This is a genomic window from Bradyrhizobium sp. USDA 4506, assembly GCF_054058795.1.
Map to the genome: position 1 here is coordinate 5,490,941 of NZ_JBSSBM010000002.1, position 20,773 is coordinate 5,511,713.

Sequence of the window (20,773 nt, forward strand, 5' to 3'; positions counted from 1 at the left end):
GCCATGGCACGGGTTTACGTCTCCACCGTCGTCAACGCCCGCAACGACCGGGTCTGGGCCCGCGTCCGCGATTTCAACGGGCTGCCGAACTGGCATCCCGCGATCGCCGAAAGCCGGATCGAGGGCGGCGAGCCCTCCGACAAGATCGGCTGCGTCAGGGATTTCCGGCTGCGCAACGGCGATCGCATCCGCGAGAAGCTGCTCGGCCTGTCCGACTACGACATGTTCTGCACCTATTCGATCCTGGAATCGCCGATGGGCGTCGAGAACTACGTCGCGACCTTGCGGCTCACGCCGGTCACCGACGGCGACCAGACCTTCCTGGAATGGACCGCCGAATTCGACTGCGCGCCGGAACGCGAGGCGGAGCTCGTCAACAACATCGGCGGCGGCGTGTTCCAGGGTGGCTTCGACGCGCTGAAACGGGCGTTCGGGGGATAGGCCGTGCCGCATATCGTCAAGAGCACGATCCTGGATGCACCGACCGATGCGGTGTGGGCCGTGCTGCGCGATTTCAACGGCCATGACCGCTGGCATCCAGCGGTCGCAACCAGCGGCATCGAGCGCGCACAGCCGTCCGACAAGATCGGCTGCGTCAGGCGCTTCAAGCTGAAGGACGGCGCCGAGCTGCGCGAGCAATTGCTGGCGCTGTCCGATCTTGAGCAATCGTTCAGCTACTGCCTGCTCGATACGCCGATCCCGATGTTCAATTACATGGCGCATGTCCGCCTGCTGCCGGTCACCGATGGTGACCGCACTTTCTGGCACTGGGAGTCGCGCTTCACGACGCGGACCGAAGACAGCGAGCGCATCACGCAGATGGTTTCGGAAGACATCTACCAGGCCGGCTTCGACGCCATCCGCCGGCATCTGAAGGAGGCCGCGTAAGCGGAGAGCACCATCATGCCAATTACGGTGAAGACCTTCACCAGCACCCATGACGCCGCGGCGGCGCTGTCCTCGGATCGCAGCGCCCGCTATCTCGGCGGCGGCACGCTGGTGATGCGGGCGCTGAACGAGGGCGACATCTCGATCTCGACCATCGTGCGCGCCAGCGACCATGCTATGACACGGATCGATGCCACCGGCTCGCGCATCACGCTCGGCGCCGGCGTCACCTTCGCCCGCATCCTGGCCGAACGCGACCTCGCCTTCCTGCACGCCCCGGCGCGCTCGATCGGCGGGCCGGCGGTGCGCAACATGGGTACCGTCGGCGGCAATCTGTTCGCGCCAGTGCCGTATGGCGACTTCACGGTCGCGATGCTCGCGCTTGATGCCACCGTGTCCGTCCAGGGCGGCCTCGGAGGGCGCGAGATCCCGATCGAGGAGTTCCTGCAATCGCGCGACCGGCAGGCCGGATCGCTGGTGCTGGCGATCTCCTTTGCCAGACCCGGCAGCACTGAGGCCCTCCGCTACCGCAAGATCGCGCGGATCAAGCCCAACGGCGGCGCGGTGATCACGCTCGCGGCGCACCTGCCCGTTAACGGCAGCCGCATCGTCGGCGCCCGCGTCGCGCTTGGCTCGATGGCGCCGACGCCGATCCGCGCCCGTGCCGTCGAGCGCGCGCTCGAAGGCCGCGCGCTCGACGCCTCCACCATCAGCGCAGCTGCTGCGGCAGCCGTTGAGGGAACGTCACCCGGCGACAATGCGCTCGCCAGCGCCTGGTATCGCCGCGAGATCGTCGGCGTGCATCTACGTCGTCTGTTGTCCGGTCAGGAATAAATCGTGATGGCCAAGACTGCCCTTCAATTCCAGCATAACGGCCGTGACGTCGCGATCTTCGTCGACGGCGGCACCAACCTTCTGGTCGCGCTCCGCGAACTGATCGGCGACATGACGCCGAAGTTCGGCTGCGGCCAGGGCGGCTGCGGCACCTGCAGCGTGCTGATCGACGGCGAGCTGCATCTCTCCTGCCTGACGCTCGCCGAAACGGTCGCCGGCCGCTCGGTCGAGACGCTCGACGGCGTCAAGGACGGCCCCAATCTGCACCCGCTGCAGCGCGCGTTCGCCGACAATTTCGCCGCGCAGTGCGGCTACTGCACGCCGGGCATGCTGATGGCCGCGAAGGCGCTGCTCGACCGCAATCCGCAGCCGAGCCGCGCCGAAGTGGTCGAGGCGATCTCCGGCAACATCTGCCGCTGCACCGGCTACGAGCCGATCATCAACGCCGTGCTATCAGCCGCTTCCGGCGGCCGGGCGCGTGCGTAAGGGAATAGTGCCATGCTGGAATTGCGCAAGGACATCTTCGCCGACGAGCGCGACGACAATCTGAAGGAGATCGGCAAAGGCACGCAGCGCCAGGATATGCTCGGCCATGTCACCGGCACCTCGCCCTATTTCGATGACCACAAGCTGCAGGGCATGCTGCATCTGAAGGTGGTGCGCAGCGCGCATCCCCACGCAAGACTCCGCCGCATCGACACCTCGGAGGCCGAGCGGTCGCAGGGGGTCCGGCGCGTGATCCGCGCCTCCGACGTGCCGCGCAACCTGAACACGCTGCTCAGCCTGATCAATTTCGGCAAGGACGACGAGCCCTCGCTCGCGGTCGACAAGGTGCGCTACAAGGGCGAACCCATCGTCGCGATCGTCGCCGACAGCCCGCGCGAGGCCTATGAGGCCATCGCAAAGGTCAAGATCGACTATGAGCCGCTGCCGGCGGTGTTCGATGTCGAGGACGCGCTGAAGGCGGGCGCGCCCGTGGTCAACGAGGTCTATCCCAAGAACACCTTCACCTATCACGAGACCTATGATCACCAGCAGCTGCGCTTCGGCGACGCCGACCGCGCGCTCGCGACGGCCGACCATGTGCTGGAACAGCGCTACCAGATGTCGCCGATCGAGCACGCGCCGACCGAAACCAACGGCTCGATCGCAGCTCCCGACACCAACGGCCGCTACATCGTCTACACCTCGACGCAGGCGCTGTTCTTCTCGGTCGACACCTGCGCGAAGATCCTCGACGTGCCGTCCAACACCTTCCATTTCATCGGCGGCACGGTCGGCGGCGGCTTCGGCGGCAAGGTCGATACGCTGACCGAACCGCTCTGCATCCTCGGCGCGATGCTGACCGGTCGCCCGGTGCGCTACGTGTTCGGGCGCGAGGAGGAGATGCAATACGGGCCGCCGCGTGGCGCCGAGCGGATCTACATCAAGGATGGCGTGATGCGCGACGGCCGCGTTGTCGCCCGCAAGGTGCGCGCCTATTTCGACAGTGGCGCCTATACGCGGCTGTCGAGCTATGCGGCGGTGAAATGCGCCGCCCATCTGCCCGGCCCCTACACGATCCCGAACGTTCATGGCGACGTCTACTGCGTCTTCACCAACCGGACGCCCGCGACCGCGATGCGCGGCTTTGGCGTCACCGCGATGGATTTCGCCATCGAATGCCAGATGGACAAGCTCGCCCATCTCGTCGGCATGGACCCGATGGAGTTCCGGATCCTCAATGCGTATCGCGACGGCGACATGAAGGCGCACCGCCGCGAGGCCAAGAACACCGCGCTGATCGAATGCGTGCAGGTCGCAGCGGAGAAGGCCAAGTGGCCGCTCCGCGAAGACTTCAAGCGGATGTCGTCGCGCAAGGATGGTGGCGGCGCGCGAGCCGCCGTGACGCCGACCCCGCGCGAGCCGCATGCACCGCCGGCCTCACCATCCCAGCAGCGCACGACGTATGACCGCGCGCCGGCCGCGACCCGCGAGCCGCCGCCACCGCCGCCCTCTTCGCCGCCACCGTCGTCTCCGCCGCCGCGGCCGGGCGCGCCGTCGCACGGCGCCACCCGCTTCTCTTCCGTCTTCGGTACCAGGAGGCGCTGACCATGACCCGGCATCGCGGACGCGGCATCGCGTCGGTCAACTATCCCATCGGCATGAACCTCGGCGGCGATCCCAGCCAGGCGCTGGTGCATTCCAACCCGAGCGGCAAGTTCACCGTGGCGCTGTCCTCGATCGACCTCGGCCAGGGCATGAAGTCGGTGACGCGGCAGATCTGCGCCGAGACGCTCGGCGTGCCGGTCGAGGACGTCTATGTCGACACCGCGGATTCCGACACCGGCCCGCACTGCATGGGCTCGTTCGCCTCGCGCGGCACGCATCGCGTCGGCAACGCCGTGATGGCGGCGGCGCGCGAGGCGCGCGGTGTGATGATGGAGGCGGCGGCCGAAGAGCTCGAAGTGAATGCCGCCGATCTCGAGACCGACGGCCGCGGCAACATCCACGTCAAGGGCGCGCCGCATCGCTCGATCTCCACCAAGGACGTCGCGATCGCCGCGCAGTTCAAGCAGGGCAAGACGATCTCCGGCCGAGGCATCTTCCTGGTGCCGCTGTCCGACGTCGACCCCGAGACCGGCGAGATGTCGCCTGCGACATGCTACGCGCATGCCTGCCTGGTTGCCGAGGTCGAGGTCGACGACGAGACCGGCGAGGTCGACATGGTCCGGATGGACTCCGCCTATGAACTCGGCCGCGCGCTCAATCCACGGCTGGTCGAGCAGCAGCTGGTCGGCGGCGCCTGGATGGGCGTCAGCCACGCGCTTTACGAGACGCCGGAGCCCTATTATCCGGAGCCGGTGCACGGTCCGCGCGATTTCGTCGAATATCTGATGCCGGGTCCGGGCGACATCTGCCCGCACGACATCGCAGTGCTGGAGCGCCCGGCGCCCGACGGCCCGTTCGGCGCCAAGGGACCGGGCGAGATGTGCGCCAATCCGGTGCTTCCTGCGGTCGCGAATGCGATCTTCAACGCGGTTGGGGTGCGGATCGACGATCTGCCGATCACGCCGGAGAAGGTGCTCCGCGCGATCAAGGCGCAAGGCGGCGCGCGGCCGCAGCCGCGGCGCTGAGGTTTCTCTATGCCGGTCCGCAGCAACATCGTCGGCATCGACAGCCCCGAGGCGCTGGAGAAGGCGCTACGCGCGGCCTATTACCTCGCCGACGACGGCATCGCGACCGCCTCCTATCTCTCGCTTGCGCTGGGCAAGCCACTGTTACTCGAGGGCGCGCCGGGTGTCGGCAAGACCGAAGCTGCAAAAGCGATCGCCGCCGTGCTCGGCCGCAGGCTGATCCGCCTGCAATGCTACGAAGGCATCGACGCCGCCGCTGCCCTCTACGAGTGGAACTATCCGCGCCAGATGCTGGCGATCCGGCAGGCCGGCGAGGAGAGCATCGACATCTATGGCGACGCCTTCCTGATCGAGCGTCCGATGCTGGCCGCGCTGCGCGCGCCCGATGCGACGGTGCTGCTGATCGACGAAATCGACCGCGCCGATCAGGAGTTCGAGGCCTTCCTGCTCGAATTCCTCTCCGACTTCCAGATCTCGATCCCCGAGCGCGGCACGGTGCGCGCTGCCGAGCATCCCGTCGTGGTGCTGACCTCGAACCGGACGCGCGATCTGCACGAGGCACTGCGGCGGCGCTGCGTCTATCACTGGATCGATTATCCGAATGCCGAGCGCGAGGCGCGCATCGTGATGATGCGCGCCTCCAGCGTCGCCGAGGCCACCGCCCGCGCGGTGGTCGCCGCCGTCGGCCGGCTGCGCCGCGAGCCGCTGAGCAAGGCGCCCGGGATCGCCGAGGCGGTCGACTGGGCGGAGGCCGCGACCCTGCTCAACAAGGGCGGCGCGCGCTGGCCGGACGCGTTCAAGCGCTCGATCGGCGTCGCGTTAAAGGACGAGGAGGATCTGCATTTCATTTCACCGCGGCTCGATGCGATCATCGCGGAGGCGGCCGCGTGAACGACGACCTGCAACTGCCGCGCGCCGCGCGGATATTTGTCTCGTTCGTCGCGCTGCTGCGCGCCAACGGCTTTTCGGTTGCGCCGGAGCAGACGACGAGCTTCCTCGCGGCAATCGAGCTGCTCGGTCCGCGCGGCCTGGAGCACATCCGCCAGGCCGGGCTCGCGACGCTGGCGCCGCCGCCGGAGCGCCGCGCGACCTATGATCGGCTGTTCGACATCCATTTTCGCGGCGCCGAGGCGATCGAGCAGGCCGAGGGCGAGGATGAGGAGACCGTTCGCCTGCAGGAGGAAGGCCGCGGCGAGGACGAGCCACCGCTCGCCGACGAGGCCAATGAGTCCGGCCTCGCCGCGGCGCGCGCCGAGGCATTGGTCGAGCGCCGCTTTGCCCAGACCACAACCAGCGATCCGCTGCGCAAACTGTCGCGCGAGGCGGCACGGCGGCTGCCGCGACGGCGCGGCCACCGGCGTCGCCGTGCACGCATTGGCCCGTTCGCCGATCTGCGCCGCACGCTGCGCGACAGCGTGCGCAATGACGGCGAGGTGCTGCGGCTCGGGCGGATGCGCCGCCGCCAGCGCCCGCGCAGGATCCTGTTCCTGATCGACGTCTCCGGCTCGATGAAGGCGCGCACCGAGGAGAACATGAAGCTCGCGCATGTGCTGGTGCAGGCGGCGGGCAATGTCGAGGTCTTCACCTTCGGCACAAGACTGACCCGCGTCACGCCGGCGCTGCGGTTGAAGCGGCGCGAGCAGGCGCTGAACGCGGCGTCCTTCCTGGTCAGCGACTGGGACGGCGGCACGAGGATCGGCGATGCGCTGCAGGCGTTCCTCGCCGTGCCCCGGTTCGGCGGATATGCCCGCGGCGCCGCGGTCGTGATCGTCTCCGACGGCCTGGAACGCGGCGATCCGGCTGCGCTGCGCGATGCCGTGGCAAAACTGTCGCGGCGGGCCTGGCGCCTCAGCTGGCTGACGCCGCTCGCAACCTCGCCCGACTTCACGCCGCAAACCGAGGCGCTGATCGCGATCCAGCGCTTTGTCGACGATCTCGTGGACGGCGGATCCAGCGCGGCTGTCGTCGCGCATCTGCTGTCGCTTGGAACAAGGAGAGCCGCGTGACTGGCGTTGTCGACGGACATCATCACATCTGGCGGCAGGCCGATCTCGCCTGGCTGTCCGGCCCGATGCAGCCGCGTATCTTCGGCCCCTATGAGCCGATCCGCCGCGACTATCCGATCGAGGAATATCTCGACGACCTCAAGGGCACCGGCGTCACCCGCTCGGTCTATGTCCAGACCAACTGGCCGAACGGCCAATTCGAGGACGAGGCCGCCTGGGTGCAGCAGACCGCGGACCAGCACGGCTGGCCGCACGCCCTCGTCGCCTATGCCGATTTCTCCGTCGCCGACGTCCGGCCGCAACTCGATCGGTTGAAGCGCTATCCGCTGGTGCGCGGCGTGCGCATGCAGCTGCACTGGCACGAGAACCCGCTGTACCGCTTCGCCGCGCGTGCCGATCTCTGCACCGACCCCGTGATCCGGCACAATGTCGGCCACCTCGCCGACTATGGCTGGAGTTTTGACCTGCAGGTGTTCGCGTCGCAGATGGCCGATGCGGCCGGCCTTGCGGAGGCCTGCCCTGACGTGACCTTCATCCTGCAGCATGCCGGCATGCTGGAGGATCTGTCGCCGCAGGGCCGCGCCGCCTGGCGCACCGGGATGACGCGGCTCGCGCGATGCCCGAACGTGGTGTCGAAATTGTCCGGGCTCGGCACCTTCATCCATCGCAACGATGCCGCGCATATCGCCGGCGTGGTGACCGATACCGTCGCGATCTTCGGCGCCGACCGCTGCCTGTTCGGCTCGAACTTTCCGATCGAGAAGCTGTGGACCAGCTACCGCGAACTCATCGCCGCTTTCAAAGCGGCCGCCGGGCGGCTGAGCCCCGAACAGCGCGATGCGATCTTCAGCACGACGGCGGCGCGGGTCTATCGGCTACAGCCATAGCCGCACCGCGGGGTCGAACATAACAACGAACACGAATTGGGAGGGAGACAGATGCCGCTAGAGATCAAGATTCTGGACTATGGCGATATCGAGCTGGAATCGAGCTTCCTCGTGCTCGGGCACAATTGCGGCCGCACTCGCCGCGTGCTGACGCTCGGCTTCCTGATCCTCGGCGGCCCCTACCCCGTGCTGGTCGACACCGGCTATCGCTCCAACCAGATCATGGAGACGCTCGGCATGCGCGGGCTCCAGTTCCACGAGAACATGATCGAGAACCAGCTCGCCCGCCACGGCGTGCGGATGGGCGACGTCCGCTTCGTCTGTCACACCCACCTGCACATCGACCATGCCGGCAAGGACGATCTGTTCCCGATGAACACGACCGTCGTGCTGAACCGCAAGGAGCTGGAATACTCCGTCTCCGGCCTGATGCACCCTCAGTATCCGGCGCCGGACATCAAGCACCTGATCGACCGCCTGCACACCAAGAGCGCGCTGCGCTTTCTCGACCTCGAAATCACCGGCCCGGTCGAGCTGATGCCGGGCGTCTATTGCGACGCCGCCAACGCCCACACCGAAGGCTCGATGAACATCCATGTCCACACCGCCGACGGCATCGCGACGATCTGCGGCGATGTGATCTACGATTTCAACGACCAGATCGTGAATCCCTTTAACGAGATCCACGACGCCGAGCCGCGCACCACCGGCAACCACGGCACCAGCAAGCGCGCCGAGAAGGCCGCGATCAAGAAGCTGCTCTCGAGCTCGCGCTATCTGCTGCCGGTGCACGATCGCCCGGCCAAGATCGAGGGCGGCATGGTGGTCGGCCGCCTGCATGACCAGGTACCCGGGCCTGTCGTGCAGAGCCTGCCGCAGCGCAACTGGTTCCCGGCGTAGAGGATCGAGGCGATGACGCATGTCACGCTGCGCGGCGAGTTCGAAGACCTGATCGATCCCTACGCGCCGGTCGGCCAGGTCGGGACCGGCTTCGATTTCACGGAGGGACCGATCTGGCATCCGGCCGATCATTTCCTGCTGTTCTCCGACATGCCGGGCGATGTGCGCCGGCGCTGGGATGCGCGGCGCGGCGTCGTCGAGGTCAGGCGGCCATCGAACAAATGCAACGGCATGACCTATGACGCGGACCTCAATCTGATCGTCTGCGAGCACGCGACGTCTTCGCTGATCCGCGAGCGGCCCGACGGGCGGCGCGAGGTGCTGGCTTCGCATTACGAGAACCAGGAGCTCAACAGTCCGAACGATGTCTGTGTGCATTCCTCCGGCGCGATCTATTTCTCCGATCCCTGGTACGGCCGCATGCCGGTCTATGGCGTCGAACGGCCGCGCCAGCTCGGCTTCCAGGGCGTCTACCGCGTGCCGCCCGGCGGCGGCGCGCCGAAACTGCTGGTCGACCGCTACCTGTTCGAGCAGCCGAACGGGCTGTGCTTCTCGCCCGACGAGCGCATCCTCTATGTCAACGACACCGTGCAGGCGCTGATCCGCGCCTTCGACGTCAATGCCGACGGCTCGCTTACCAATCCGCGCGTGTTCGCCTCCGGTATCCGCTCCGAGCTCGAGCCCGGCCTGCCCGACGGCATGAAATGCGACCAGCGCGGCAATGTCTGGGTCACCGCGCCCGGCGGCGTCTGGGTCTATTCACCCGCCGCCGACCTGCTCGGCAAGGTCCGCCTGCCCGAGCTCGTCGCCAACCTCGCCTGGGGCGGCGCCGACTTCCGCACGCTCTATCTGACCGCGACCCATTCGGTCTATGCGATCCCGACCAAGGTCGGCCCGCGCCACGAGCCCTATATGAGCGGCAAGCGCGGCGGCGCGGGTGCCGCTTCGTCCACGCCTGCGCCGAATCTCGCCGCCGGTGAGATGCAGCTCGATCCGCAACGCTGCGCGATGATCATCCAGGACATGCAGAACGACGTCATCATGGATGGCGGCGCGTTCGCCGAGTCCGGTGCGCCGGCACACGCCCGCCAGCAGCATGTCGTCGAGAATGTGCGCCGCGTGGCCGAGGCTGCGCGAGCGCGCGGCGTCGTCATCATCCATGTCTGGTTCGTCGTCGAGCCGGGCGCGCCCGGCGTCACGCTCAATGCGCCGCTGTTCGAGGGGTTGGTCGACAGCAAGGCGATGGTGCGCGGCAGCTGGGGCGCGGCACCAGTCTCGGGACTCGAGCCGCGCCCGGGCGACTTCGTGGTCGAGAAGATGCGGATGAGCGCCTGGGAAGGCACCCGGCTCGAGACCATCCTGAAGGCAACCGGCCGCGACATGATCATCAATACCGGAGCCTGGACCAACATGTCGGTCGAGCACACCGCGCGCACCGGCGCCGACAAAGGCTATTTCATGATCGTGCCGGAGGATTGCTGCTCGACCATGAATGCCGACTGGCACAACGCCGCGATCAATTTCGCGCTCCAGAACGTCTCCGTCGTGACCAACGCCGACACCGTGATCAAGGCACTCGGCTAGGGAGGCGCGGTGCCGAAGCTGCTGCACCTTAACTGCTCACCGCGCCCCGATTCGGAATCGGCGGCCGGCGCGCGTGCCTTTCTCGATCGCTTCCGTCAGGCGCGGCCGGACTGGGAGATCGACGCGATGAACCTCTGGCGCGAGCCGCTGCCGGAATTCGAGGGATATCTGCTCGAGGCCAAATACGCCCGGATCGACGGCAAGAGCTTCACCAGTTCGCAGCACGACGCCTTCGCAATCGCCGAGCGCCTCGCGCTGCGGCTATCGCTGGCCGATCGCGTGCTGATCTCGACGCCGATGTGGAATTTCGGCATTCCCTACAAGCTCAAGCAATGGCTCGACGTCATCATCCAGCCCGGGCTGGCCTTCCGCTTCGATCCGGCGCAGGGCTATCTGCCGCTGCTCAAGGACCGCCCGACGATCGTGATCCTCGCAAGCGGCAGCGACTTCGTCACCGGCATGAACCGCGGCCGCATCGACATGGCAACGCCCTATCTGCGCGAGGCGCTGCGCTTCATCGGCATCAGCGACGTGCGCTTCGTACCGATCGGCCCTACCACCGGGCCCACCGAGCCGATCCGCGCCGCCCGCGAGGCGGCGCACCGGCGGCTGGTGGAGATGGCAGGGAGGTTTTGAAAGAGACTCCACTCCGTCGTGGTCCCTGCGAAAGCACTAGGGCATTTACACATCTCTTCGAGGCTAGAAAACCGACTCATCATCAAGGGGTTAGCTACTAGGCGAGAGCCGAAATCGGCGGGCGCAACCCTAGTGCAGATGAGTAAGTTCTCTGCGGTTTTCGGCCAACTCTTTGAGAAGACTCCGGAAAGACTGCGGAGGATATGTATATACGCTAGTGCGAAAGCAGGGACCACATCGAATGTATGGCTTGGCCGGCGGGTCATACGCTTTCATTCTCGCGAAACGATTTTGTGGGTCACTCCGCGCTAGCCCTACGTTTCCGCGGCGGGAAAGACCAGCCTGCACAACAATCCCGGCGCATTGTCGCGCAATTCGATCCGTGCGCCGTGCAAGCTCGCGACCGCCGCGACCAGGCTGAGGCCGAGGCCGTTGCCCGGCGTGTAGCGGCTCTGCTCGAGCCGGTAGAACCGCTTGAAGACGCGGTCGTGCTGCTCGGCGGGTATGCCGGGGCCGTCATCGGCGATCGAAATCACCGCGCCTCGCTCATCGTTGTCGCAGATCACCGTCACCCGCCCACCCGGGCGGCCATGCTTGATGGCGTTGTCGACGAGATTGGCAATCGCATCGAACAGCAGGTCACGGTCCCCGGTAACCAGCACCGCCTGATCGCCGACAAGGTCGAGCCGGGTGGTAACCTCCTCAGCCGCGGCATCGTAGAGCTCGACCACCTCGGCGGCGATCTCGACGAGATTGACGGTGCGAAACGCACCCTTGCGGGCTCGCGTCTCGATCTCAGAAATCCGCGTGATCGACGCGAACATCCCGAGCACCGCGTCGAGATCGGCGATAGTGTCGCCGATCAGCGCAGCATCCCCCTCGCCGCTCCGCGGGGCGTGATAGGCCTTCTCGAGCCGGCCGCGCATCCGGGTCAGCGGCGTGCGCAGGTCGTGGGCGATATTTTCGCTGACCTGCTTGACGTCTCCCATCAGGGTCTGGATCCGGTCCAGCATCAGATTGAGATTCTCGGCGACGCGATCCCATTCGTCATGGCTGCCGCGAAGCGGGATGCGCTGGTCGAGGCCGGAGAGCATGATAGCGCGACTGGTCGCATTGATCGACTCGATCCGGCCGACGGTTCGCCGCGTGACGCCGATGCTGGCAGCAGCCGCAAGCCCGATGATCAGCACGACGACGGCAATGCCGGCGGCCCTGATCTGCGCCATGAAGCCGTCGAGATCGCTGATGTCATGGCCGACCAGCAGCCGATCGCCGTTTGACAGGGTTTCCGTCACGCCTCGCAGCAGGGAGGGGCCCGAGGAAAGCTGTGGCAGGGAGGCACGAAATTCAGCCCATCCCTTCTCGGCAGCGCCCGCCGGCCACTGTCTGAGATTTCCCGCCAGCACGGTCGATCCGGGACCGACCAACAAATACACATGATCGGCAAAGCCCTTGTCCGCGACGCGTTGCGCGATCAACGCGGTCAGTCCATCGCGGCCGGACCGCGCATAGGCATCATCGAGGCTCGCCTGCTCGGTCATGATCGCGCGGTCGGATCTGTCGCGCACATAGGACAACGTCGACCAGTAGACATAGGCGAAGATCGCGGAGACGATCAGGCCGAAGACACCGATGGCGATCAACGCCAGGCGGAACGTCGACGACTTGAGGGTCTTAGCCAGGAGCACGGAGGCAGTACCCGATGCCGCGGATCGTGTGGATCAGCGGATAGGCTTGCTGGTCGTCGACCTTGCGGCGCAAACGTCCGACATAGACGTCGATGATGTTGGTCGAGGGATCGAAGTGCAGGTCCCACACATGCCGCAGCAGCATGGCGCGCGACACCACGCGGCCCTCGTTGCGCGCCAGGTATTCGAGCAGCTGGAATTCCTTCGGCAGCAGCGGAATCCTGCGGCCGCGGCGGCTCGCCGTCCGCGAAATCAGATCGATCGCGAGATCGCCGACCCGCAGGATGGTCTCCTTTGCAACGGTCTCGCTGCGGCGGCCAAGCGCCTCCAGCCGCGCTAGCAGTTCGACAAAGGAGAACGGCTTGACAAGATAGTCGTCGCCGCCGGCGCGCAAGCCACGCACCCGGTCGTCGATTTCGCCGAGCGCGCTGATGATCAGGAACGGCACTGCGATGCCGCCGTCGCGCATCTGACGCATCACCGTGATGCCGTCGATGTCGGGCAGCATGCGATCGATAGTGATCACGGCATAGTCGCGCGCCGCACCCTGGCTCAGCGCCTCGCGGCCGTTCGCCGCCAGATCCACATCATAACCGCTGGTGGTGAGCTCCTCGACGAGCTGATCCGCGGTTTCCGGATCGTCCTCGACGACGAGAATGCGGCGGTGAGCACCGGTCATATTCCTGAACTCTCCGAGGTGTGTCGAACTCCTCCGAGTTCTCAAACTCTCCGAGCGGCCGCCCCGCGACGATCGCCGCCAGACTATCCCATTCCGGGGCAGGATGGAACGTCTGGCGACGACCGCGACAACGGTGCGGTTGGTTGGGCTATCACCAATAGTCCCCGCACACATTGACCCATTGCAGACCGTAAGCCGTCCATACCCTGCGGTAGCAGCCGTAGTCATAGCCGGCGTAGAGATAGGGCGCGCCGAAGAATGCGAAGCGATGGAAGCGGTGGTTGCGGAAGAAGCCGCCATGATGGAAGAAGCGCGAACCGCGGAATCCGGCGCCGGCAAACCGCGGGCCGATTGCCGGTGCACCGACGAAGCGGGGACCACCAACGTGCCCGCCCGCGAAATGCCCGCCGCCGCCCATGGCGGCGAACGCCGCGCCACCGCCACGCATTCCGCCGCCGAAACCACCGCCATGCATGCCGCCGCCAAAGCCGCCACCGTGCATGCCACCACCCATGGCACCCATGGCACCACCGTGGCCGCCACCGAAGCCACCTCCGCCATGTCCGCCACCACCACCGCCGCCTCTGGCGAGGGCAGCGGGTGCAAGCGCAACGCTGACAGCGAGCGTCGCTGCCGTGAGACACGTGAGAAGCCTGTTCTTCATGAAACCCTCCCTGATTGGGACCGCGGCGAACTCGTATCGCCGCACGCGAGCATGATCAGAAGACGCAAGCCGATGCCCGACTTCAACTGACAAATGCGCCAGATTCTGACACCGGATTTAGAATTCGCGTGCCGGCATGCCGAGCGGCAGTTGCCCGGACCGGCGGCCACGATGGCGTTGGCCGGGATCGACGGACATTTGGCTGGAATCGGCGGATAGCGCTCGTTGAATCGATCGGCCGCGGTTCTTAATCCTGCAGCTGTCGGAGAACAACGACGGCGTCGAGGGATCGCAGACCCGCTTCACAATTTGTCGATCACCGGGCTCTCCCTTCCTCGCCGGCCGTCATCCATCCGCGATGCAATTCGCCTTTCGCCTGGCTCCCCTCGGGCGCCGGGACGGCGAAGTGCTGACCTTCAGCAAGGAGCTTTCGATGAGCGACGAGACCAAAAGACCGTTTCTGACCCACGCCTCCGGCGCCCCCGTTGCCGATAATGTGAACATCCTGACGGCGGGGCCGCGCGGACCCGCATTGCTGCAGGATGTCTGGCTGATCGAGAAGCTGGCGCATTTTCACCGCGAGGTGATCCCGGAGCGGCGGATGCATGCCAAGGGCGCCGGCGCGCGCGGCACCTTCACCGTCACCCACGACATCACGCGCTACACCAAGTCCAGCATCTTCTCGGAGATCGGCAAGCAGACGCCGATGTTCGCGCGGTTCTCGACGGTCGCCGGCGAGCGCGGCGCGGCGGACGCCGAGCGCGACATTCGCGGCTTCGCGCTGAAATTCTACACCGATGAAGGCAATTGGGACGTGGTCGGCAACAACACGCCGGTGTTCTTCTTCCGCGACCCCTTGCGCTTCATCGACCTCAACCACGCCATCAAGCGGCATCCGCGCACGGGGGTGCGCGACCCCGACATGAACTGGGATTTCTGGACGCTGCTGCCGGAAGCGCTGCACCAGGTCACCATCGTCATGAGCGAGCGCGGCATCCCGAAAAGCTTCCGTCACCAGCACGGCTTCGGCAGCCACACCTACAGCATGATCAATGCCGACAATGAGCGCGTCTGGGTGAAATTCCATTTCCGCACCCGGCAGGGCGTCCAGAACCTGACCGACGCCGAGGCCGAGGCGCTGGTCGGCAAGGACCGCGAGAGCCACCAGCGCGACCTGTTCCAGAGCATCGAGCGCGGCGACTTCCCGCGCTGGACGCTGTTCATCCAGGTGATGACGGATGCACAGGCCAAGGCATTCCCGTTCAATCCGTTCGATCTGACCAAGGTGTGGCCCAAGGCGGATTATCCGCTGATCGAGGTCGGGCATTTCGAGCTCAACCGCAATCCGGAGAACTTCTTCGCCGAGGTCGAGCAGGCGGCGTTCACGCCGGCGAATGTGGTGCCAGGCATCGGCTATTCGCCGGACAAGATGCTGCAGGCCCGCCTGTTCTCCTATGGCGACGCGCAGCGCTACCGGCTCGGCGTCAACCACCACCAGATCCCGGTCAACGCGCCGAAATGCCCGTTCCACAGCTATCATCGCGATGGCGCGATGCGCACCGACGGCAATCTGGGCGCCACGCTGACCTACTGGCCGAACAGCCATGGTGAGTGGACCGACCAGCCGCAGCTGAACGAGCCGCCATTCGAATTGTCAGGCGCGGCTGCGCATTGGGATCATCGCGTGGATGACGACCACTGGCAGCAGCCGGGCGACCTGTTCCGCAAGATGAATGCCGCGCAAAAGCAGGCCCTGTTCGACAACACCGCCCGTCAGGTCGGCAATGCATCGAAGCACATCCAGGAACGGCACGTCGCGAATTGCAGCAAGGCCGACCCGGCCTACGGCAAGGGCGTCGCGGATGCGCTGGCGAGGTTTGCGGCGGGCAATTTGTAGCGAATGCCGTAACGAATGAAGCACTGCGTCCCGTCATCCCCGCGCAATGGCGCAGCCATTGTCGCTGGAGGTGCGCGCGTAGCGCGCCTCGAAGGATGAACGGCCACAGCCGGACCGTCGTGCTTCGGGACGGCCTCTCCGCGGCCTCCTCAGCATGACGGGAACGGAATTGTGCCCGCGCGGACTAGGTCGGCTTGCCGCGTCCGTTCTTCTCGGCCGCGCGGCGCAGCGCGTCGGCGAGCGCGCCGCCGCCGGACTGCTCCTGCGGCCGGCGCGGAGCCGACGACGTCATCTTGCCGGAGCCGCGGGAGAAATCGCGCGACGGCGCCGCATTGTCCTTCTTCGGCCCGATCTCGTCGTCAAGCCGCAGCGTCAGCGCGATGCGCTTGCGCGCGACCTCGACGTCCAGCACCTTGACCTTGACGATGTCGCCGGGCTTCACGACCTCGCGCGGGTCCTTGATGAAATTCCGTGACATCGCCGAGATGTGCACCAGCCCATCCTGGTGCACGCCGATATCGACGAACGCGCCGAACGCGGCGACGTTGGTCACGGTGCCCTCGAGGATCATGCCCTTCTTTAGGTCCTTGACCTCCTCGACGCCTTCCTTGAACACCGCCGCCTTGAACGCCGGACGCGGATCGCGGCCGGGCTTTTCCAGCTCGCGCAGAATGTCGGTGACGGTCGGCAATCCGAATGTATCGTCGACGAAGGATTGCGGCTTGAGACCCCGCACCACGTCGGCATTGCCGATCAGCGCCTTGATGTCGCTCTTGGTCGCCTCGAGGATGCGGCGCACTACCGGATAGGCTTCCGGATGCACGCCGGATGAATCGAGCGGATCCTCGCCATTGCTGATACGCAGGAAGCCGGCGCACTGCTCGAACGCCTTCGGGCCGAGCCGCGGCACCTCCTTCAGCGCCTTGCGCGACTTGAACGGGCCGTTGGCATCGCGGTGCTGCACGATACTTTGCGCCAGTCCCTGGCCGATGCCCGACACCCGCGCGAGCAGCGGCACCGAGGCGGTATTGGCATCGACGCCGACCGCGTTCACGCAGTCTTCCACCACGGCATCGAGCGAGCGGGCGAGCTTGGCCTCGCCGAGATCGTGCTGGTATTGGCCGACGCCAATCGCCTTCGGATCGATCTTGACCAGCTCGGCCAAGGGATCCTGCAGGCGCCGCGCGATCGAGACCGCGCCGCGAATGGTGACGTCGAGGTCGGGCAATTCGTTCGAGGCGAAGGCCGAGGCCGAGTAGACCGATGCGCCGGCTTCGGAGACCACGATCTTGGTCATCTTGCGCTCGGGCAGCCGCTTCACGAGCTCGGCGGCGAGCTTGTCGGTCTCGCGCGAGGCGGTGCCGTTGCCGATCGCAATCAGCTCGACCCCATGCTCGATCGCGAGCTTGCCGAGGATGGCGAGCGCCTCATCCCAGCGCCGCTGCGGCTCGTGCGGGAAAATCGCCGTATGCGCCACCACCTTGCCGGTCGCATCGATCACCGCGACCTTGACGCCGGTGCGATACCCGGGATCGAGCCCCATGGTGGCGCGCGCGCCGGCCGGCGCCGCGAGCAAGAGGTCGCGCAGATTCGAGGCGAACACGCGCACCGCCTCGGTCTCGGCCGCCGTCCACAGCCGCAGCCGCAAATCGATGTTGAGGTGGATCTGGATTTTGGTGCGCCAGGCCCAGCGCACCGTCTCGGTCAGCCATTTGTCGCCCTTGCGGCCCTGGTTGGAGATCGCAAAGCGGTTCATGATCTTGAGCTCGTAGAGGCCGGGCTGGCCTACGACCGGCTCCTGCGCCTCCGGCTTGATGGCGAGGTCGAGGATCTCTTCCTTCTCGCCGCGGAACAGCGCCAGGATGCGATGCGACGGCAACTTCGGCAGCGGCTCGGAGAAATCGAAATAGTCCTTGAACTTCTCGCCTTCGGTCTTCTTCCCGGTGCGGACGGTTGAGGCCATGATGCCGTTCGACCACATCTCCTCGCGCAGCGCGCCGATCAGGTCGGCATCTTCGGCGAAGCGCTCGACCAGGATCGCGCGCGCGCCGTCGAGCGCCGCGGCGACGTCGGCGACCTGCTTCTCGGCATTGACGAAGGGCGTCGCGGCCTCGTTCGGATCGCTCTCGGGCTGCGTCAGGAGCTGATCGGCGAGTGGCTCGAGGCCGGCCTCCTTGGCGATCTCGGCCTTGGTGCGACGCTTCGGCTTGTACGGCAGATAGATGTCCTCGAGCCGGCCCTTGCTGTCGGCGGCCATGATCTGGGCCTCGAGCGCGGCGTCGAGCTTGCCCTGCTCGCGGATCGAATTGAGCACCGCGGTGCGGCGCTCCTCGAGCTCGCGCAAATACGTCAGCCGTTCTTCCAGCGTGCGCAGCTGGGCGTCATCAAGCGCGCCGGTGAGCTCCTTGCGGTATCGCGCGATGAACGGCACCGTGGCGCCGCCGTCGAGCAGCGTCACCGCCGCCTCGACCTGTTCGTCGCGAACCCCCAGCTCCTGCGCAATCTGATGATGAATCTTTGCCACGCCCGTCTCTCTGAAATTCCGTTGCGCCGCCGGATCACCGATGGCGCGGAGGCCGCTTATGAACCATCCCGGATTGATTCATCAAGGCGCGCTGTGGATCAAATTGGGCGCGGGCCGCAATCTATTTCCGGGATGTTGGCCGTCCGCGGCTTGACAAATAGATGCGCGCCGCATTGCCGCCGAAAATCGCGACCCTAGCGTCACTTGACAAATCAGCCAGCAAGGTCTCCGCCGCCGCGAACCAGTGCGCATAGCCGCCGGCGAGATTGACGACGGGCCAGTCGCTGCCCCACAGCATCCGCTGCTGCCCGAAACATGCCAGTGCATGATCCACGGCCTCGCTGAGATCGGCAACCTGCCAGTTCGGTGCCGCCTCGGTCGCAAGGCCCGAGAGTTTGCAGACGACGTTGGATCGTGTGGCGAGGCTTGCGATGTCGTCCTTCCAGGCTGCGATGTCGCCGGTCGCAAGGTGCGGCTTGCCGAAATGGTCGAGCACGAATTGCAGGTCCGGATGGCGATCGACCACCTGAATGAGCCGCGGCAAATGGCGCGGCAGCACCAGCGCGTCGAAGACGAGGTCATGCCGCGCCATGGCCTCGAGCGGCGCCGCCAGTTCGGGGCGCAGCAGCCAGTCGTCATCGGCGATGTCCTGCGCCATCGGTCGCAGACCGACCAGGAGCTCGCGCCCGGCAAACGCGTCGATCCGCGCCGCGGCGTCGGCGGCGTCGAAGTCGATCCAGCCGACCACGCCGCGCACCTGCTCGGCGCCTTTTGCGATATCAAGCAAAAATGCGGTCTCCGCTTCAGTCGGCGCGGCCTGCACCAGGATGGTGCCTTCGATCCCGGCCGCGGCGAGATGCGGCGCGAGATCGGCCAGGCCGAAGTCGCGGTAGATCGGCCCGCGCTCGGGCGTCAGCCAGCCGTAATCCGCGCGCGCCAAGGTCCAGACATGGTGATGGGCGTCGATCCGCATCATGTCGGCACCGGCGCATGCTGGTCGAGCAGCCCCTCATTCTTCAGGTCGCGCCACAGCGCGGCAGGCGCGGGCGACGACAACGCGGCGACGTTGCGCTCGACCTCCTGCGGCGTCTGCGCGCCGAGCACGAGGCTTGCCACCGCCGGATGGCCGAGCGCGAAATGCAGCGCCGCGGTCGGCAGCGCCACGTTGTGGGCGCGGCAGACCCGATCGATCGCCGCCACCTTCTGCATCACGTCCGGCGGCGCGTCCTTGTAATTGTACTTGGCACCGGCAACCGCGCCGGTCGCCAGGATGCCGGAGTTGAAGACGCCACCGAGCATCATGCCGATGTCCTTTGCTTGCGCCAGCGGCAGGAATTCGGCGAGTGCGGGTTGCTCGAGCAGCGAGTAGCGACCGGCAAGCAGCATGGTGTCGAACGTTCCGGCCTTGGCGAAGCGCACGCACATCTCGGCCTCGTTGACGCCGATCCCGATGCCCTTGACCACGCGCTCGGAACGCAACTTGTCGAGCGCGACATACGCGCCCTCCATCGCCTCGCGAAACCGCGCCTCGATCGCGTCAGCTCCGTGGGTCCAGACGTCGACGTCGTGGATCAGCAGCAGGTCGATGCGATCGGTGCCGAGCCGCAGCAGCGACTGCTCCACCGAGCGCATGGTGCCGTCATAGGAATAGTCGAACACCGCGCGATGCGGCGCGCCGCCGGCGAAATTGGAGCCGTCGCCGCGGCCGTGGAACGGGTCCATCCAGCGCCCGACCTTGGTGCAGACGACGACGTCGTCGCGCGCCACGCGGCGCAGCGCGGTGCCGCTGCGGTGTTCGGCGAGGCCATGGCCGTAGAGCGGCGAGGAATCCAGTAGGTTGACGCCCAGCGCAAACGCCCGCTCCGCTGCTGCGATCGCAGCAGTGTCGTCGAGCCGCGCGAACAGGTCGCCGAGCGGTGCTGTGCCGAAGCCGAGAATGGAGACATCGAGCCCGGTGCGGCCGAGCCTGCGACGTGGCAGTGCCGGGGAGCCTGGATCGGAGGATTGTTGTTGGGTCATTATGGCCTCCCGCCTGCGTTTCTTGTCAGCCCCTCATCAGACTAGCGTCGTTGACCAGGATCGTGAAGAGACCTTGGCGGCCGACGCCGCGGTGAGGTCTCTCATCGCGCGCGCACCACATCGCTAAAATGCAATGCACAGCTTCACGTTGCCTATCGGCGGGAAATAGGCTATGGGAGCGCTCCGCAACTTCAACGCAGGAGGCGACGATGTTCAGGTCTGTGCGCTTCCCGGGTTCGCCGCGCGATATTTGACGCGCGTCCCGGGATCGGATCCCGGGTAAAATCGCAACACCCACCCGCAATCGAATCTGCCGCGGGCCTTGGGCTCCGCGCTTGCGGAACTTTTGTCATGACCTCGACGCTTCAGGTGACCTCTCGTCGCGAGCCACACGCTCCGTGCTGCTCGAACATCAGCTGCGGAGGTATCATCCACACGTTCAGGGAAGGGT

At 66.3% G+C, this 20,773-nt stretch carries 19 protein-coding genes; 13 read left to right on the forward strand and 6 right to left on the reverse strand.

Translation table 11 applies throughout. The features are described from left to right. The first annotated feature begins 3 nt into the window (after positions 1-3). From ACVIHF_RS28130 to ACVIHF_RS28185, 12 genes are read left to right on the forward strand one after another with little or no spacing between them, the layout of a single operon-like run. Positions 4-441 carry an SRPBCC family protein gene (locus tag ACVIHF_RS28130; RefSeq protein ID WP_016847814.1) on the forward strand — a complete coding sequence of 146 codons (438 nt, stop codon included), beginning with the start codon at positions 4-6 and terminating at the stop codon, positions 439-441. Between the two features lie 3 nt (positions 442-444). Beyond that, positions 445-888, forward strand: coding sequence for an SRPBCC family protein (locus ACVIHF_RS28135; protein ID WP_253607027.1), 444 nt, complete (start codon positions 445-447; stop codon positions 886-888). Positions 889-903: 15 nt separating this feature from the next. Further along, on the forward strand, positions 904-1,722 hold the full coding sequence (locus tag ACVIHF_RS28140) for an FAD binding domain-containing protein (RefSeq protein WP_253607026.1): 819 nt from the start codon (positions 904-906) through the stop codon (positions 1,720-1,722). A gap of 6 nt (positions 1,723-1,728) precedes the next feature. Continuing rightward, entirely contained in the window at positions 1,729-2,208 is a 480-nt protein-coding gene (locus ACVIHF_RS28145) for a (2Fe-2S)-binding protein (RefSeq protein WP_141343042.1), read from the forward strand. A gap of 12 nt (positions 2,209-2,220) precedes the next feature. Further along, entirely contained in the window at positions 2,221-3,813 is a 1,593-nt protein-coding gene (locus tag ACVIHF_RS28150; protein ID WP_253607025.1) for a xanthine dehydrogenase family protein molybdopterin-binding subunit, read from the forward strand. 2 nt (positions 3,814-3,815) lie between these two features. Next, positions 3,816-4,838, forward strand: coding sequence for a xanthine dehydrogenase family protein molybdopterin-binding subunit (locus tag ACVIHF_RS28155; protein ID WP_028333322.1), 1,023 nt, complete (start codon positions 3,816-3,818; stop codon positions 4,836-4,838). Between the two features lie 9 nt (positions 4,839-4,847). Continuing rightward, positions 4,848-5,729 (forward strand): AAA family ATPase, encoded by an 882-nt coding sequence (locus ACVIHF_RS28160; RefSeq protein ID WP_028338483.1) that lies wholly within the window; start codon positions 4,848-4,850, stop codon positions 5,727-5,729. Beyond that, on the forward strand, positions 5,726-6,844 hold the full coding sequence (locus ACVIHF_RS28165) for a vWA domain-containing protein (RefSeq protein ID WP_456792897.1): 1,119 nt from the start codon (positions 5,726-5,728) through the stop codon (positions 6,842-6,844). Before ACVIHF_RS28160 ends, ACVIHF_RS28165 begins: the two co-directional genes overlap by 4 nt. Continuing rightward, positions 6,841-7,731, forward strand: coding sequence for an amidohydrolase family protein (locus ACVIHF_RS28170; RefSeq protein WP_253607023.1), 891 nt, complete (start codon positions 6,841-6,843; stop codon positions 7,729-7,731). The genes ACVIHF_RS28165 and ACVIHF_RS28170 overlap by 4 nt, the downstream gene beginning before the upstream one ends. 51 nt (positions 7,732-7,782) lie before the next feature. Beyond that, positions 7,783-8,631, forward strand: a complete 849-nt coding sequence (locus ACVIHF_RS28175; RefSeq protein WP_026193286.1) for an MBL fold metallo-hydrolase — start codon at positions 7,783-7,785, stop codon at positions 8,629-8,631. A 12-nt stretch (positions 8,632-8,643) separates the two neighbouring features. Beyond that, positions 8,644-10,215 carry an isochorismatase family protein gene (locus ACVIHF_RS28180; RefSeq protein ID WP_253607022.1) on the forward strand — a complete coding sequence of 524 codons (1,572 nt, stop codon included), beginning with the start codon at positions 8,644-8,646 and terminating at the stop codon, positions 10,213-10,215. 9 nt (positions 10,216-10,224) lie between these two features. After that, positions 10,225-10,851 (forward strand): FMN-dependent NADH-azoreductase, encoded by a 627-nt coding sequence (locus ACVIHF_RS28185; RefSeq protein ID WP_229192923.1) that lies wholly within the window; start codon positions 10,225-10,227, stop codon positions 10,849-10,851. A 314-nt stretch (positions 10,852-11,165) separates the two neighbouring features. Here the strand turns inward: ACVIHF_RS28185 and ACVIHF_RS28190 are convergent, their stop codons facing one another. The 3 genes from ACVIHF_RS28190 to ACVIHF_RS28200 form a co-directional block, all read right to left on the reverse strand. Next, positions 11,166-12,539, reverse strand: a complete 1,374-nt coding sequence (locus ACVIHF_RS28190) for a sensor histidine kinase (protein ID WP_253607021.1) — start codon at positions 12,537-12,539, stop codon at positions 11,166-11,168. Then, positions 12,526-13,218 carry a response regulator transcription factor gene (locus ACVIHF_RS28195; RefSeq protein ID WP_028333329.1) on the reverse strand — a complete coding sequence of 231 codons (693 nt, stop codon included), beginning with the start codon at positions 13,216-13,218 and terminating at the stop codon, positions 12,526-12,528. The genes ACVIHF_RS28190 and ACVIHF_RS28195 overlap by 14 nt, the downstream gene beginning before the upstream one ends. 151 nt (positions 13,219-13,369) lie before the next feature. Next, positions 13,370-13,882 carry a hypothetical protein gene (locus ACVIHF_RS28200; protein ID WP_253607020.1) on the reverse strand — a complete coding sequence of 171 codons (513 nt, stop codon included), beginning with the start codon at positions 13,880-13,882 and terminating at the stop codon, positions 13,370-13,372. Positions 13,883-14,315: 433 nt separating this feature from the next. On the opposite strand from ACVIHF_RS28200, the gene ACVIHF_RS28205 reads away from it, so the two are divergent. Beyond that, entirely contained in the window at positions 14,316-15,779 is a 1,464-nt protein-coding gene (locus ACVIHF_RS28205; protein ID WP_456792898.1) for a catalase, read from the forward strand. Between the two features lie 184 nt (positions 15,780-15,963). On the opposite strand, the gene ACVIHF_RS28210 is transcribed toward ACVIHF_RS28205, so the two are convergent. The 3 genes from ACVIHF_RS28210 to ACVIHF_RS28220 form a co-directional block, all read right to left on the reverse strand. Continuing rightward, entirely contained in the window at positions 15,964-18,303 is a 2,340-nt protein-coding gene (locus tag ACVIHF_RS28210; RefSeq protein WP_141340393.1) for a Tex family protein, read from the reverse strand. 121 nt (positions 18,304-18,424) lie between these two features. Further along, complete coding sequence (locus ACVIHF_RS28215; RefSeq protein WP_253607018.1) at positions 18,425-19,279, reverse strand: amidohydrolase family protein; 855 nt, start codon at positions 19,277-19,279, stop codon at positions 18,425-18,427. Beyond that, entirely contained in the window at positions 19,276-20,322 is a 1,047-nt protein-coding gene (locus ACVIHF_RS28220) for an aldo/keto reductase (RefSeq protein WP_253607017.1), read from the reverse strand. The genes ACVIHF_RS28215 and ACVIHF_RS28220 overlap by 4 nt, the downstream gene beginning before the upstream one ends. Between the last annotated feature and the right edge of the window lie 451 nt (positions 20,323-20,773).